Source organism: Paramixta manurensis (assembly GCF_013285385.1).
In the GTDB taxonomy this organism is placed as follows: domain Bacteria; phylum Pseudomonadota; class Gammaproteobacteria; order Enterobacterales; family Enterobacteriaceae; genus Paramixta; species Paramixta manurensis.
On record NZ_CP054212.1, the window covers coordinates 4,034,446 to 4,048,056 of the forward strand.

The 13,611-nt window shown below is 53.3% G+C and carries 17 protein-coding genes and 1 other RNA gene; 11 read left to right on the forward strand and 7 right to left on the reverse strand.

What is annotated here, in order from left to right; all coding sequences use genetic code 11:
* Positions 1 to 23: 23 nt before the first annotated feature.
* Entirely contained in the window at positions 24 to 1,433 is a 1,410-nt protein-coding gene (gene uxaC, locus PMPD1_RS19440; RefSeq protein WP_173635599.1) for a glucuronate isomerase, read from the reverse strand.
* A 539-nt stretch (positions 1,434 to 1,972) separates the two neighbouring features.
* On the opposite strand from uxaC, the gene PMPD1_RS19445 reads away from it, so the two are divergent.
* The 8 genes from PMPD1_RS19445 to PMPD1_RS19480 all read left to right on the forward strand — a co-directional run bounded on the left by PMPD1_RS19445 (position 1,973) and on the right by PMPD1_RS19480 (position 6,345).
* Complete coding sequence (locus PMPD1_RS19445) at positions 1,973 to 2,650, forward strand: DedA family protein (protein ID WP_173635600.1); 678 nt, start codon at positions 1,973 to 1,975, stop codon at positions 2,648 to 2,650.
* Entirely contained in the window at positions 2,650 to 3,027 is a 378-nt protein-coding gene (gene mzrA, locus PMPD1_RS19450; RefSeq protein WP_173635601.1) for an EnvZ/OmpR regulon moderator MzrA, read from the forward strand. Before PMPD1_RS19445 ends, mzrA begins: the two co-directional genes overlap by 1 nt.
* A gap of 194 nt (positions 3,028 to 3,221) precedes the next feature.
* Positions 3,222 to 3,593 carry a DUF1090 domain-containing protein gene (locus PMPD1_RS19455; protein WP_173635602.1) on the forward strand — a complete coding sequence of 124 codons (372 nt, stop codon included), beginning with the start codon at positions 3,222 to 3,224 and terminating at the stop codon, positions 3,591 to 3,593.
* A gap of 42 nt (positions 3,594 to 3,635) precedes the next feature.
* The gene (locus PMPD1_RS19460) at positions 3,636 to 3,941 is read left to right on the forward strand and encodes an ElaB/YgaM/YqjD family protein (protein WP_173635603.1); all 306 of its coding nucleotides are present in this window, start codon (positions 3,636 to 3,638) and stop codon (positions 3,939 to 3,941) included.
* Between the two features lie 2 nt (positions 3,942 to 3,943).
* Positions 3,944 to 4,342, forward strand: a complete 399-nt coding sequence (locus PMPD1_RS19465) for a phage holin family protein (protein ID WP_173636291.1) — start codon at positions 3,944 to 3,946, stop codon at positions 4,340 to 4,342.
* Entirely contained in the window at positions 4,339 to 4,623 is a 285-nt protein-coding gene (locus PMPD1_RS19470; protein ID WP_173635604.1) for a YqjK-like family protein, read from the forward strand. The genes PMPD1_RS19465 and PMPD1_RS19470 overlap by 4 nt, the downstream gene beginning before the upstream one ends.
* Positions 4,624 to 4,826: 203 nt before the next feature.
* Positions 4,827 to 5,219: a DoxX family protein gene (locus tag PMPD1_RS19475; RefSeq protein WP_173636292.1), complete on the forward strand. Its 393-nt coding sequence runs from the start codon at positions 4,827 to 4,829 to the stop codon at positions 5,217 to 5,219.
* 139 nt (positions 5,220 to 5,358) lie between these two features.
* Complete coding sequence (locus tag PMPD1_RS19480) at positions 5,359 to 6,345, forward strand: glutathione S-transferase family protein (RefSeq protein ID WP_173635605.1); 987 nt, start codon at positions 5,359 to 5,361, stop codon at positions 6,343 to 6,345.
* A gap of 41 nt (positions 6,346 to 6,386) precedes the next feature.
* Here the strand turns inward: PMPD1_RS19480 and PMPD1_RS19485 are convergent, their stop codons facing one another.
* Positions 6,387 to 7,286 (reverse strand): LysR family transcriptional regulator, encoded by a 900-nt coding sequence (locus PMPD1_RS19485; RefSeq protein WP_173635606.1) that lies wholly within the window; start codon positions 7,284 to 7,286, stop codon positions 6,387 to 6,389.
* A 136-nt stretch (positions 7,287 to 7,422) separates the two neighbouring features.
* Between PMPD1_RS19485 and PMPD1_RS19490 the strand changes: the two genes are divergently transcribed.
* Positions 7,423 to 8,127 carry a pirin family protein gene (locus PMPD1_RS19490; RefSeq protein WP_173635607.1) on the forward strand — a complete coding sequence of 235 codons (705 nt, stop codon included), beginning with the start codon at positions 7,423 to 7,425 and terminating at the stop codon, positions 8,125 to 8,127.
* Between the two features lie 41 nt (positions 8,128 to 8,168).
* On the opposite strand, the gene dolP is transcribed toward PMPD1_RS19490, so the two are convergent.
* The 4 genes from dolP to PMPD1_RS19510 are packed head-to-tail and all read right to left on the reverse strand — an operon-like array spanning position 8,169 to position 11,759.
* A complete protein-coding gene (dolP, locus tag PMPD1_RS19495) occupies positions 8,169 to 8,741 on the reverse strand; it encodes a division/outer membrane stress-associated lipid-binding lipoprotein (protein WP_173635608.1) in 573 nt (190 codons plus the stop codon).
* 14 nt (positions 8,742 to 8,755) lie between these two features.
* Positions 8,756 to 9,343 (reverse strand): DnaA initiator-associating protein DiaA, encoded by a 588-nt coding sequence (diaA, locus tag PMPD1_RS19500; RefSeq protein WP_173635609.1) that lies wholly within the window; start codon positions 9,341 to 9,343, stop codon positions 8,756 to 8,758.
* Positions 9,344 to 9,357: 14 nt separating this feature from the next.
* Positions 9,358 to 9,753 (reverse strand): YraN family protein, encoded by a 396-nt coding sequence (locus PMPD1_RS19505; RefSeq protein ID WP_173635610.1) that lies wholly within the window; start codon positions 9,751 to 9,753, stop codon positions 9,358 to 9,360.
* Entirely contained in the window at positions 9,711 to 11,759 is a 2,049-nt protein-coding gene (locus tag PMPD1_RS19510) for a penicillin-binding protein activator (protein WP_173635611.1), read from the reverse strand. The genes PMPD1_RS19505 and PMPD1_RS19510 overlap by 43 nt, the downstream gene beginning before the upstream one ends.
* A 62-nt stretch (positions 11,760 to 11,821) precedes the next feature.
* Between PMPD1_RS19510 and rsmI the strand changes: the two genes are divergently transcribed.
* Positions 11,822 to 12,688 carry a 16S rRNA (cytidine(1402)-2'-O)-methyltransferase gene (gene rsmI, locus PMPD1_RS19515; protein ID WP_173635612.1) on the forward strand — a complete coding sequence of 289 codons (867 nt, stop codon included), beginning with the start codon at positions 11,822 to 11,824 and terminating at the stop codon, positions 12,686 to 12,688.
* 32 nt (positions 12,689 to 12,720) lie between these two features.
* An RNA gene (gene rnpB / locus PMPD1_RS19520) (RNase P RNA component class A) lies at positions 12,721 to 13,099 on the forward strand.
* A gap of 99 nt (positions 13,100 to 13,198) precedes the next feature.
* On the opposite strand, the gene PMPD1_RS19525 is transcribed toward rnpB, so the two are convergent.
* Positions 13,199 to 13,609 carry a CesT family type III secretion system chaperone gene (locus PMPD1_RS19525; RefSeq protein WP_173635613.1) on the reverse strand — a complete coding sequence of 137 codons (411 nt, stop codon included), beginning with the start codon at positions 13,607 to 13,609 and terminating at the stop codon, positions 13,199 to 13,201.
* Positions 13,610 to 13,611: the final 2 nt, after the last annotated feature.

Sequence of the window (13,611 nt, forward strand, 5' to 3'; positions counted from 1 at the left end):
GTTCTCTCCGCTGGTTTTCGGGTTTACAGCTCAATCGCAAAGTAATCGCGCGCATTATTAAAGCAGATGTTTTTCACCATCGTACCGAGCAGTTCAATATCTGCTGGCGCTTCACCGGCATCAACCCAACCGCCAATCATTTGGCACAGCAACCGACGAAAATACTCGTGGCGGGTATAAGAGAGGAAACTGCGACTATCGGTGAGCATGCCAACAAAGCGACTGAGCAAACCAATTTGCGCTAACTGTGTGATTTGACGTTGCATACCATCCAGTTGATCGTTAAACCACCATGCGGAGCCAAACTGCATTTTGCCTGCCGCGCCCTCGCCCTGAAAATTGCCCGCCATCGTGGCGATCACCTCGTTATCGCGCGGATTGAGGCAGTAAAGGATAGTTTTGGGCAGTGCATTATCGCGATTTTGTGCATCAAGCAGCCGCGATAGCGGCTCCGCCAATGGGCGATCGTTAATGGAGTCGAACCCGACATCTGCGCCAATCAAATTAAACTGGCGGCGATTGTTATTACGCAGCGCGCCAATATGATATTGCTGCACCCAACCGCGGCGGGCGTACTCACTGCCCAGCCAAACCAATACGGCGGTTTTAAACTGCGCCACCTCCTGCTCTGAAGGCGCGTTGCCGGCTAAACGTCGCGCGAGAATCGCATCCAGCGTGGCCTCATCCGCCTCGGCGAACAGCACCACGTCCAACGCATGGTCGGAGACCTTACAACCATGGGCCGCGAAGTGATCAAGCCGACGGCTTAACGCCTGGCGAAGATCCCCGAAGCGCTCGATCGCCACATCGGCAACCGCAGAAAGCGCCTGCATATACTCCGGGAACCCCTCAGCCGCAAGGTTAAAGGCTTTGTCAGGCCGCCAACTGGGCAAGACTTTGACGCCAAAACTGGCATCCTGCGCTAAGGCATGGTGATGGCGTAAATCATCAATCGGATCGTCGGTCGTACCGACCATTTTTACCTTCATCTGGGTCATAATACCGCGGGCGCTAAACGCACCCTGCGTTAATAACGCGTTACACCGATCCCAAATGTGATCGGCGGTTTTCTCTGATAACAAGACATTGGTGATACCAAATGGCCGCCGCAACTCCAGATGCGTCCAGTGGTACAGCGGGTTACCGATGGTATGCGGCACCGTCGCCGCCCAGGCATCAAATTTTTGCCGGTCGCTGGCATCGCCGGTACAGAAAGCTTCCGCAACGCCATTCGCTCGCATCGCGCGCCATTTATAGTGGTCACCTTTTAGCCATATATCGTATAGGTTTTTAAAACGGTAATTTTCGGCGATTTGTTGCGGCGGGAGGTGGCAATGATAATCAAAAATAGGCTGGTCGGCGGCGTAATCATGAAACAGACGACGGGCAAATTCGCCATTAAGTAAAAAATCTTCAGTCATAAAACCAGACATATCAGCTTCCTCTCACCAGATATTTGAATAGCACGTCAACACCTGACATGCCCTAACGCTAAGATGACCATCGCTGGAATAGGGATGTGCGGAACCGCTATCTTGTTACAAAAATGTAAATTAATAGCCTGGCAGTATTTCATATTGTGCCGCCGGGTTTTGTGATGTTATTCAACAGTGGAAAACGCCAGCGGTTAAAAATCGTTTTTTCGACGTTTATCGCCCATACTGAGTCAGAAAAGTTACATTAGTGTCAGCCTGTGTAAAGCTCCTTCCAGAGCGTGCCTTTCAACGGTAAAACTCCCTGTCGACGAACAGTTTCCCCTGTCTCCCTAAAGGGAATTTTGTTACAGTTATCTGCCTTTTCTTACCTTTTGAGGCGCCAGAAAGACGCCGCGCCGGTTTTAAGCGCCTAAAGGCGGACAAATCCTTTTCAGGCAGCGGGCGGAGCCGGGAACAATAATCAAATAGAACCCATCGGCCTTCGCCTCTGCGTATAAACCACAATCCGGTAAGACATTGAAGTTCAGGAACACTTAATGGATATTTTGAAAGCGTTGTTACACGCCTTGTGGCAACAAGATTTTGAAACCCTGGCCGATCCGACGCTGGTCTGGGCGATCTACGGCCTGCTGTTTATGATTCTGTTTCTTGAAAATGGCCTGCTGCCCGCCGCATTTTTGCCCGGCGATAGTTTATTAATTTTAGTCGGCGTGTTGATTGCAAAAGGCACGATGAATTTTCCTTTAACGCTATTTATTTTGACCACTGCCGCCAGCCTGGGGTGCTGGGTCAGCTACATACAAGGAAAGTGGCTGGGTAATACCGCTACGGTGCAAAACTGGCTATCGCATTTACCGGCGCAATATCACCAGCGCGCACATCGTTTGTTTCACCGGCATGGTCTTTCCGCGCTATTAATGGGGCGCTTTATCGCCTTCGTGCGCACTCTGTTGCCCACAATCGCTGGCCTGTCCGGCCTGGATAATACGCGTTTCCAGTTTTTTAACTGGATGAGCGGTTTCCTGTGGGTATTTATTTTGACCGTTTTCGGTTTCGCGTTGGGTAAAACCCCGATTTTCCGCCGTTATGAAGATGAACTGATGTTCTGTTTAATGCTGCTGCCACTGGTATTGCTGGTGTTTGGCCTGTTCGGATCGCTGTACGTGCTGTGGCGTAAAAAACGTAGCGTTAGCCATGATAAGGGGCAGAACTGATGCGCCAGCATACTTTCCGCCACCGCACGTTGCCGTGGTTACTGTTTGGCGTAGCGTTGCTACTGGTGGTCGCGCTGACGCCACGGTTGTTGCGTGATGAAAGCGCACTGCAAATCAGGGTTTCAAGCCAGGGCGTAACTTTGCCTGATGGTTTCTATGTGTATCAGCGATTAAATGCGCAAGGTATACAAATTAAAAGTATTACTCCCTCTGGCGATACGCTGGTAATCCATTTCGACTCCAGCGAAGAGAGTCAGGCGGCGCAAAAAGCGTTGCATGAAATCTTCCCCTACGGTTTTGTCATCGCCCAGATTGAGTCCGGCGCAGACAGACACTGGCTGAGTAAAATTCGTTTCCACTCGTTATGGGTCGGCTAATCGGCCATGTCGTCGCCCACGTTGCGGCGGCGTAGGCGCCATCTTCTTGCTGCTTCCACTTTGAGCTTTAAGCAATTACTGACTATTCTTAACTGACGTTACCCACATTATGGTTCGCCTGATACGGGCATTAACGCTATCACTACCGTTCAAAGGGAACGGGCGGCAACCCAACAAAGGAAGGTCACAATCCAATGAAGCCTCGCTACATGCTCTGTTCCGTTCTTCTCGTCCTCCCGGGCCTGGCACAGGCCGCAGAAACGCTCTGTATGCAGAAAGAGAAGGACATTCAACATGAAATTCAGATGGCGCAACAGCACGATAATCAGCGCCGCGTTAACGGGCTGGAGCGTGCGTTGACCGAGGTGCGTGCCAGTTGTACCGATGCCAAGCTAAAAGCCGCGCATCAGGAGAGGATTGAGGCGAAACAGAAAGAGGTTGCTGAACGCGAGCAGGACCTCAAAGAGGCCAAAGAAAAAGGCGATAAAGACAAAATTGCCAAACGAGAAAGAAAATTACAGGAAGAACGTGACGAGTTAAAGCAACTACAAGCCGCTCCCTGGTAACGTTCTAATCGAGTCATTTAGTTGATTTTAAAGGAGTATAACATGTCAAAAGATACTACATCTGAACACCTTCGCGCTGAATTAAAGAATCTGGCTGATACGTTGGAGGAGGTGCTTAGCACCTCTACCGATAAATCCAAATCTGAGCTGGATAAGCTGCGCAATAAAGCGCGTAATGCGTTGGATGCTTCACGCGAGCGTCTCGGTGAATCGGGTGATCGTATCGCCCAAACCACGCGCGAAGCGGCGGGCCTCGCCGATGATTATGTGCGTGAAAATCCGTGGCATGGCGTGGGTATTGGCGCCGCCATTGGCGTGGTGTTAGGCGTCTTGCTGACACGTCGTTAATGATGGCTGATCCACAGCAAAGCCACGGCCCAGGCAAAGGGGTCATAAACATAGGACAGCGCATCGTTACCACGCTGGTGGGCATGGTGGAAACCCGTGTACGGCTGGCAGTGGTTGAGCTGGAAGAAGAGAAAGCCAATCTCATTCAGATGCTGATGATGGTTGGCCTGACGATGCTGTTTACCGCTTTTGGGCTGATGAGCTTAATGGTATTGATTATTTGGGCGGTGGATGCCCAATATCGTCTAATGGCTATCGGCATCACCACTGGCGTACTGTTCTTATTGGCAATCATTTTTGGTTTATGGAGTTTGCGGAAATCGCGTCAATCCACGTTGTTACGCCATACGCGTAAGGAGCTGGAAACCGATCGTAAGCTGCTGGAGGATGATCACTCATGAGCCGTGCCGAGCGTGAGCAACGTAAAGCGGAGCTACTGGGAGTAATACAGCAGCAACGCCTCGATCTCAGCGCCGCCCGTCGTGATTGGTTACTCGGTACCGCTCATTATGATCGCGGGTGGCTGGCGTTTCTTAACCTGCGCCGCTACCTGGCGATTGGCAGCGGCGCACTGGCGATTTGGTCGGTACGTAATCCTAACTTCTTGCTGCGCTGGGCAAAACGCGGGCTGGGCGCCTGGAGCACCTGGCGCTTGATCCGTAAAAACCTCCCCCATCGTTAACCGCGTAAAGCCATGCATTCACCGCATGGCTTTTCCTCTTCAGAAATATTGATAAAGTTGTGCAGTTAAACTTGCTTACAACCTTTCCTGTTCCTGATTATTATCATCCCCACCGAAGCGCTTCCATGCCGTAAACAGCATGAAGCCTGTAATTTACTGTTCGACAGGCAATGGCCTGCAGACCAATCTTATTGGGGTTGATGATGAAAAAATTAGAAAATATCGTTTTCCTGGTGGCACGTATTCTGATGCCAATTCTGTTTATTACCGCAGGTTGGGGCAAACTGACCGGTTATGCCGGTACACAGCAATATATGCAATCAATGGGCGTGCCGGGTTTCTTCCTGCCGTTGGTGATTCTGCTGGAACTGGGCGGTGGTCTGGCGATTCTGTTCGGTTTCCTGACACGCTTCACATCATGGTTTATCGCTGGGTTTACATTGTTGACCGCGCTGATTTTCCACAGCGACTTCTCCAATGAAGTTAACCAGATCATGTTTATGAAAAACCTGACCATTATTGGCGGTTTTCTCATGTTGGCGGTAACCGGCCCGGGTGCGTTCAGTATTGACCGCTTGCTTGGAAAAAAATGGTAATGCATTGCCTATACTCTACATAATTCGAGCGGCAGAAAGGCGGTAACGCACAGCAACCTGAAATATGACGGGTATAGACTAACTAAATGCGATTAGGGCGAGGGCCACCATCCCTCGCCCAATCTATTTTGGAGGAGTTATGGGACAATTGATTGATGGCGTTTGGCACGATACCTGGTACGACACAAAATCGACCGGCGGGCGATTTAAACGTTCGGAATCGGCCTGGCGCAACTGGATAACTCCCGACGGCAGCGCCGGTCCAACCGGTAAAAGCGGTTTTGGCGCCGAACGCGATCGCTATCATCTGTATGTCTCGCTCGCTTGCCCGTGGGCGCACCGCACACTGCTAATGCGCAAACTGAAAGGGCTGGAAACGTTGATACCGGTTTCGGTGGTGCATCCGTTAATGCTGGAGAACGGCTGGACATTTGGTGATGATTTCCCCGCCGCGACCGGCGACGATCTGTATCAAAATGAATTCCTCTATCAGCTCTACCTGCATGCCGATGACCATTACACCGGACGTGTTACCGTCCCGGTATTGTGGGATAAACATCAGCAAACCATCGTCAGCAATGAGTCTGCCGATATTATCCGTATGTTTAATTCCGCTTTCGATGCGTTGGGCGCGCGTGCCGGGGATTATTATCCGCCGGAATTACGCGACCGTATTGATGAGGTGAATAGCTGGGTTTATGACACCGTCAATAACGGCGTGTATAAAGCCGGGTTCGCCACCACCCAGGCGGCTTACGACGACGCGGTGACCGCGCTATTTGCCTCGCTGGAGCGCCTGGAGCAGATACTTGGACAACATCGTTATTTAACCGGCAGCCGTCTCACCGAGGCCGACCTACGCCTGTGGACGACGCTGGTGCGGTTCGATCCGGTATATGTCACTCACTTTAAGTGCGACAAACAGCGTATTGGCGATTATCTCAATCTCAGCGGCTTCTTACGTGATATTTGGCAGATGCCGGGCATCGCCGCAACGGTCGATTTAGCGCATATTCGCCATCACTACTATTGCAGCCATAAAACCATCAATCCACACGGCGTAATTTCGATTGGGCCGGATTTTGACCTGGATGAACCACACGGCCGCGACGAACGTTTTAGATAACGTTTCCGCTCGGATGGGAGCCTGTATGGCTCCCGCTAATTTTATTGCTGTTTTAAAAACAGACGCGGGATTTCACGCAGGCACCACGCCTTCGCCTCACCCATGCTATCGCGCCGCCAGGCCATAATAATATCGATCTCGCGGGTATTCTCCGCGCTGACTACGCGCAAACGGCCTTCGGCAATATCTTGTTCCACCATTGGCCACGGCATCGTCGCCACGCCTAATCCTGCCAGCAATGCACGACGCTTATCATCCATTGAGCTCACGGTCAGCCGTTGCTGTTTATCCAGCAATTGTACGGTCAGCACCGGCCGCTCACGCGCGGTATCCGCAACCGCGATACCACGGTATTTTATACGCGTGGTTTCTGACAAGGGTTCCGGCTCTTGATGGATTGGATGGTCCGAACTGGCAACGTACACGCTTCTCATGGTGTACAGCTTGCGAGTGTTGATTTCGGTTGAGGCACGAAAATGCATATCCGGCGCGATAACAATGTCTGCCCGCCCCTGCTCCAGGCGTTCCCATGCGCCCGCCAATACTTCGGTCATCAACGAAATTTGCGTATTCGCCTTCGCCGCCAGCTTGACCACCAGCGGAAACAGTAATTCGGTCGGCACCAACGCCTCGATAGCGATGGTCAGATGCGTTTCCCAGCCGCGAGCCAACGCTTCGGCATCGGTGGTGAGTTTGTCAGCGGCTTCCAGCAGAATCCTCCCGCGCTCCAGCAACATTCGGCCTACGTTAGTAAATTTCGTGCGGTGCCCGGAACGGTCAAACAGCACCACATCCAGCTCCTCCTCCAGCTTCTGCATGGTATAGCTCAGCGCGGAGGGAACGCGCCCTAACTCATCGGCAGCGGCGGCAAAACTGCCGCGTCGGTCAATCGCATCCATTACGCGTAGCGCTTCTAATGTTAAGGCCCGGTCTTTCGCCATCGTGGTTCTCTGTCAGGAAATTTGAATATGCCTGGCAGATTAACTGGCTAACAATCCGCCGTCCAGATATTTACCATGGAAAGATAAACCGCGTCCCGCCAGCCCTGGCGAGACGGCAGTAAGAGGCCGAATAATCATGATCACATCTCGTACCGCGCAGGCGTGCGGCAAAGCGGACTACGGCTGGCTTCAGGCACGATATACCTTCTCTTTTGGACACTATTTTGATCCAAACTTATTAGGCTACGCGTCACTACGCGTCCTGAACCAGGAAGTCCTGGCGCCTAGCGCCGCTTTTCAACCCCGTACCTATCCCAAAGTGGATATTCTTAATCTTATCCTGCAAGGCGAGGCGGGATACCGCGATAGCGAGGGGAATTATACCCAAGCCAGCGCGGGTGAAGCACTGCTGCTGGCGACCCAGCCAGGCGTAAGTTATAGCGAACAAAACTTGAGCAAAGAGACACCGCTAACCCGGATACAGCTATGGCTGAACGCTTGCCCGCAACGTGAAAATGCAGCAATTCAGTCGGTCAAGATGCATGAATGCCAGCCCTACACGTTATTGGCTTCGCCCGACGGCGAACAAGGTAGCCTACAGTTGCGTCAACAAGTGTGGGTACATCATCTCAGGCTGGAAGCGGGAGAGCGCCGTACGCTCGCGCTACGCGGCGCGCGTGCCTGGCTGCAATCTATTCATGGCGGTTACCATGCGCTAACGCCTGACGGGGGCGGTGAAACGCTGGCCTGCGGCGATGGCGCGTTTATTCGCGATGAATCACAAATCACGCTAGAAGCGCGTACATCATTGCGTGCATTGGTGATTGATTTAGCGGAGTAAAGTAAAAAAACCGGACGATAAACATCGCCCGGTTTAGCCAGTTATTTCAGAATGGTAAAAGCGGTGGTGACGTGTTGGACACCGCTCACCTGGCTGGCGATATCCGCTGCCGCTTTCGCTTCACTATCCGTGACCAGCCCCAACAAGAACACTTCGCCATTCTCGGTGGTTACCTTCACATTCGACGATTTCACCTGGTCGCTTGAAAGCAGTTGCGAACGCACTTTGGTCGTAATCCAGGTATCGGACGACGCGGTGCCCAGGCTCACTTTCGGCCCCTGGCGGATCTCGTTATACACTTCAGTCGCGCCATCTACACCCATAGTAATTTGTTTCGCCCGCGCGGCAATATCGCTACTGGGCGCCTGGCCAGTTAACAATACTTTACCCTGATAGGCGGTAGCGACAATGTGCGCATCATTTTTGATCTGCTGATCTTTCGACAGCGCGTTGCTGACGCGCAGCTCCAGCGTGCTATCGTCAACCTGCGTGCCGACGGTACGCGGATCGGTTGCGGTTTTGGTCGCCACGGCTGCGCTGCCTACCACCACCGCTGCACAACCCTGTAACATCAGTGCGGTAAGAACCACTGCAAATGCAGATAATGCCTTCATTTATGCTCCTTCAATTATTCCTGGTGGGGAAACAAGGTGTTATCTATCAAATCACACAGACAGTTCACGGTAAGCATATGCATTTCCTGAATACGTGAACTACGGTGCGAAGGAATGCGGATTTCCACATCCTGTGGGCCTAATAAACCGGCAAGCTCGCCGCCATCATAGCCCGTCAGTGCAATAATACTCATATCGCGCGTGACCGCCGCTTCCACCGCTTTCACGATATCGCGGCTATTACCACGCGTAGAGATGGCGAGTAAAATATCGCCCGTTTGCCCAAGCGCACGCACCTGCTTAGCGTAAACTTCGTCATGCAAGCGATCATTACCAATCGCGGTCAACAACACGTTATCCGCGCTGAGCGCCAGGGCTGGCAAGCTGGGGCGCTCAGTTTCAAAGCGATTAATCATACTGGCGGCAAAGTGTTGAGCATTGGCGGCAGAAGTGCCGTTACCACAACTCAGAATTTTATTGCCGTTCAGTAGCGACTGCACCATCGTCATCGCCGCGCGTGAAATCGCGTCTGGCAGCGCTTCCGCCGCCGCAATCTGGGTTTGGATGCTCTCAGTAAAACACGCTTTAATTCTTTCCAGCACGATACCACCTGGTTCTATACATCTGCATTAAACGCATCGGGCAGCCACTCAAGCCGATCGCCGGTAATGGCAACCACGTCAAAGCGACAATCCGTCGTTTCAAAACTGGCGTTACGCGACGCCAGCCAAAGCGCCGCCGCACGCAACAATTTCCGCTGCTTGCGCCACGTTACGCTGGCGGGCGCGCCGCCAAACTCTCCGCTGCGACGGTAACGCACTTCGACAAACACCCAACGTGCTTCTTCGCGCATGACAAGGTCAATCTCACCAACACGATAGCGCACATTGGCCGCCACAAACGTTAAACCCGCCTGTTCCAGATGGCGACGCGCGATGGACTCATAGCGCGCGCCCGTCTGCTGATGGCTCAGGAGGCCGGAACGATTTGCCCTTGGCGATACTGGCTCCATGTCAACTTCCTGTTGATCACACAATCCTGCGTGGCGCTCAGCTTGCCGGTGCTCCCATCAATCTGGAAACCGGGAAGCTGCCGCGCTTCGCTAAAGTGGTTAGCCAGCGTCCAGGCATCAATGCCCATCGCGTAGAGGCGCACCAACGAATAATCATTATTAAAGGCCCGTGCCGCCTGCTGCATCAGGCCCGGATTCGCCCCGGAGAGCAGCGGCATATCGCTGAACTGTAGACCTTCCATCTCCAGACGGAAATCTGGCCCCGCGCCAGCCTGGAAGCTGCGTGAGCTGGCATACAGTGCGATGTTATCGCGGCTGCTGATACGCATCGCAATCATCGGCTTAATCAACTGCAACTCATCCTGCGTGGCCACAATATACACCGCATCCACATTCCCGCCGGAAGAGGACGCCGCCGGTGCTGTATCGCTCGGCGGCGACGGGATAGTTAACCCGGCAATCGTCACGCCCTGTTGTTGCGCAGGCTGCACATTAACCGGTGATCCACTCAGGCGAATGCCCGCCCCGCTATTGATCCCCTGCTTCAACTCTGAGGTCGAACCAAACTGTTGCAACAGTACGGTTCCGCCTCCCAGGGTTTGCCACTCTTGGGTAAAGGCTTTACTCACACGGTCACCCAACGCGCTGCGTGGCACCAGCAACAACGGCGTGCGCTTGCCCTGCTCCCATACATGATGCGCGGCATCGCGCGCTTCGTCTTCAGGAGAAAGCGCAAAGTAGCACATATTCGGACGGTTCTGGATGGTGCCGGGTTCGTTTAACGCCAGCACATTCAGCGAGGTTTGACTGTTTGCCAGTGCTTCAACATTGTTTTTCAGCAGCGGGCCGACGACTAATGTTGCGCCATCTTGCTGTACCTGGGTCAGCAACTGCGGTAGCGGCTGCGTTGAAGTATCGTACACTTTGACCTGGGCGTTACTGGCGGGAGCCGCAGGCGCGGGTGCTGTAGCAGGCGCAGCGGCCGCCGAGGGTTGCGCATCCGCATCGCTGTCGGTGCCGGTATTCGCCGCCGAAGGGCTAACCACCGCATTCGGATCGTCGGACGCCTGCACAGGCTGGGCATTATCCGCAGGCTGAGCAGCCGGTGCGCTGGCAGGCGCTGGCGGCGGCGCGGCGGCGGCCAACACACCGTTGCGCGCATCATCAAACCCTTTCTGAATGGCGTTAGCGAAGATTTGCGCCTGGCCGCTTAATGGCAATAACAGGGCAATTTTTTCGGTTGATGATTGCTGGAAATGTTGCACCTGGCTTAGCGCGCTCGGCAACGTTTTCGCCGCCGGGTTCTGCGGATAGCGGCTTTGCCAATCACTGATCCCTGCCTTCAACATATCAGGGTCGTTGCGATTCGCGCTGTAAACGCCAAGCAAATCAATCCAGCCCTGCAACGTATTTTCATCGGCGTTAATCACCAGGCTATTCGCCTGCGCCGATGACATTTGCGTTAATGCCTGCCAGGTTGCATCAATATTTTTCTGGTGGGCATCGCCCTGCAGTAGCGGCTCTTGAGCAATATACGCGCGTAGCAACGCAAGCGACGGATGCCCCTGACTGGCGGCAATTTCTAAACCGTAGTAACGCGCCTGTTGATCTTTAGAGAGCGAAGAAGGATCAAGCTTGTCTAAAATACCCTGCGCATTATTCACATCTTGCGTACCAATCCGCAATTGTGCGGTCAGCAACTGTAGCTCTTGCCGTTGTGTATCGCTAAGCTGTTGCGGCAGTTGCGACATCTGCTGATTCGCCTGCGGGTATTTCCCCTCGTTTAATAAGGCACGTATAGCGAGTAATTGCCAGTCAGCCTTGTTATCATCCGGGCTTTGCTGCACTTGCTGCAAATAGTAGTCGGAAGTGCCTGTAGCGGGTCCCTGAATATTCACCGACGGTGTTTCAGGCGCCTGACCGGAACATGCGGCAAGGATTAGCGCGGCCAGGAGAACAGGCACGAAGCGTCCTGCTTTATTACGAACGACTTTTGAAGGAAGCATACTGTATCCAGTGATGTTTTTTTCAAGATGCTCAATATTAAATCGGCAATTCGGATGAAACAATGAAACAACTCGATCGGGCAGAGATTTCTGCCAGTACGCTCTACATCGTTCCCACGCCGATTGGTAACCTGGGTGATATCACCCAGCGTGCGCTGACGGTGCTCACGAGCGTCGATCTTGTCGCTGCGGAAGATACACGTCATACCGGGCTGTTGCTACAACATTTCGCCATCAATGCGCGCCTCTTCGCATTGCACGACCATAATGAGCAGCAAAAAGCCGAGCTATTGTTGGCGAAGCTGCAGGAAGGCCAAAGTATTGCTCTGGTTTCCGATGCCGGCACGCCACTAATTAACGATCCCGGCTACCATCTGGTGCACCGCTGCCGGGAAGCGGGTATTCGCGTGGTGCCGTTACCCGGCGCTTGCGCGGCGATTACAGCATTAAGCGCAGCGGGGTTACCGTCCGATCGTTTCTGTTACGAAGGGTTTCTTCCCGCCAAGCACAAAGGCCGTAGCGACCGTTTACGTGCGCTGGTCAATGAACCCCGTACGCTGATTTTTTACGAATCCACCCATCGTCTGCTCGATAGTTTACAGGATATTGCCACTGAATTGGGCGGCGATCGTTATGTGGTGTTGGCGCGTGAGCTCACCAAAACCTGGGAGTCGATTCAGGGCGCGCCGGTCGCCGAACTGCTGGCTTGGGTGCTGGAGGATGAAAATCGCCGTAAAGGTGAAATGGTGTTAATTGTCGAAGGCTTTAAAGCGCCGGATGATGATGCCCTGCCCGCCGAGGCGTTGCGGACTTTGGCGTTGCTACAAAGTGAGCTGCCGTTGAAAAAGGCCGCCGCGCTGGCCGCCGAGATCCATGGGGTGAAGAAAAACGCGCTCTATAAGTACGCGCTTAGCCAGCAAGAAGAGTGACAAATAGGGTAAAACGCTTTACACTCCGCGCCGAAGCTGACCAGACAGTCGCCGCTTTGTCGTCGTCCCCTTTGGGGGAGACGGGCAGAGGGGAGGAAAGTCCGGGCTCCATAGGGCAGGGTGCCAGGTAACGCCTGGGAGGCGAAAGCCTACGACTAGTGCAACAGAGAGCAAACCGCCGATGGCCCGTGTAAACGGGATCAGGTAAGGGTGAAAGGGTGCGGTAAGAGCGCACCGCGCGGCTGGCAACAGTTCGTGGCACGGTAAACTCCACCCGGAGCAAGGCCAAATAGGGGTTCACATGGTACGGCCCGTACTGAACCCGGGTAGGCTGCTTGAGCCAGTGAGCGATTGCTGGCCTAGATGAATGATTGTCCACGACAGAACCCGGCTTACCGGTCAGCTTCAACTTCATTCTAAAAGATCCCGCTGCGGCGGGATTTTTGCTTTGTAAGCCACGATATGAGTTTGACTCATCCGTAATTCAAAAAATGAAAGCGATGGCGTAGATTACCCAACCTCGTCCACCAACGGCTGTGCCAGCCACTGTTCCAATTTCTCAGCCTGGGTCGCAAAACGCTCAAACAATCGTTTCAGCGCTGGCCGATCGAGTAAGATAAAAGGCTGGCGTGACCACATTAAAATCTGTTGTTCTTCAATCAGCGCTCCTACCAAAATAGGTGGATGCTCAAGACCCAACAAATTGGTTTGCAGCAGCACGGCCAGCGTACCCCAATCGTAAAAACGTTCCTCCGGCGCATTAAGCAGACAACTCACGGTCATATGGTCCGCCGGAGATTCCTCAATTTCGACACTGAGCGTCTCACTTAAACTAAGCACATAGCCCTCTGAGGTTTCCGGTAACTCACCCTCTTCAACCAAGTTAGTTAATAGTTGAAACAATCGCGATGAACCCGCCATTG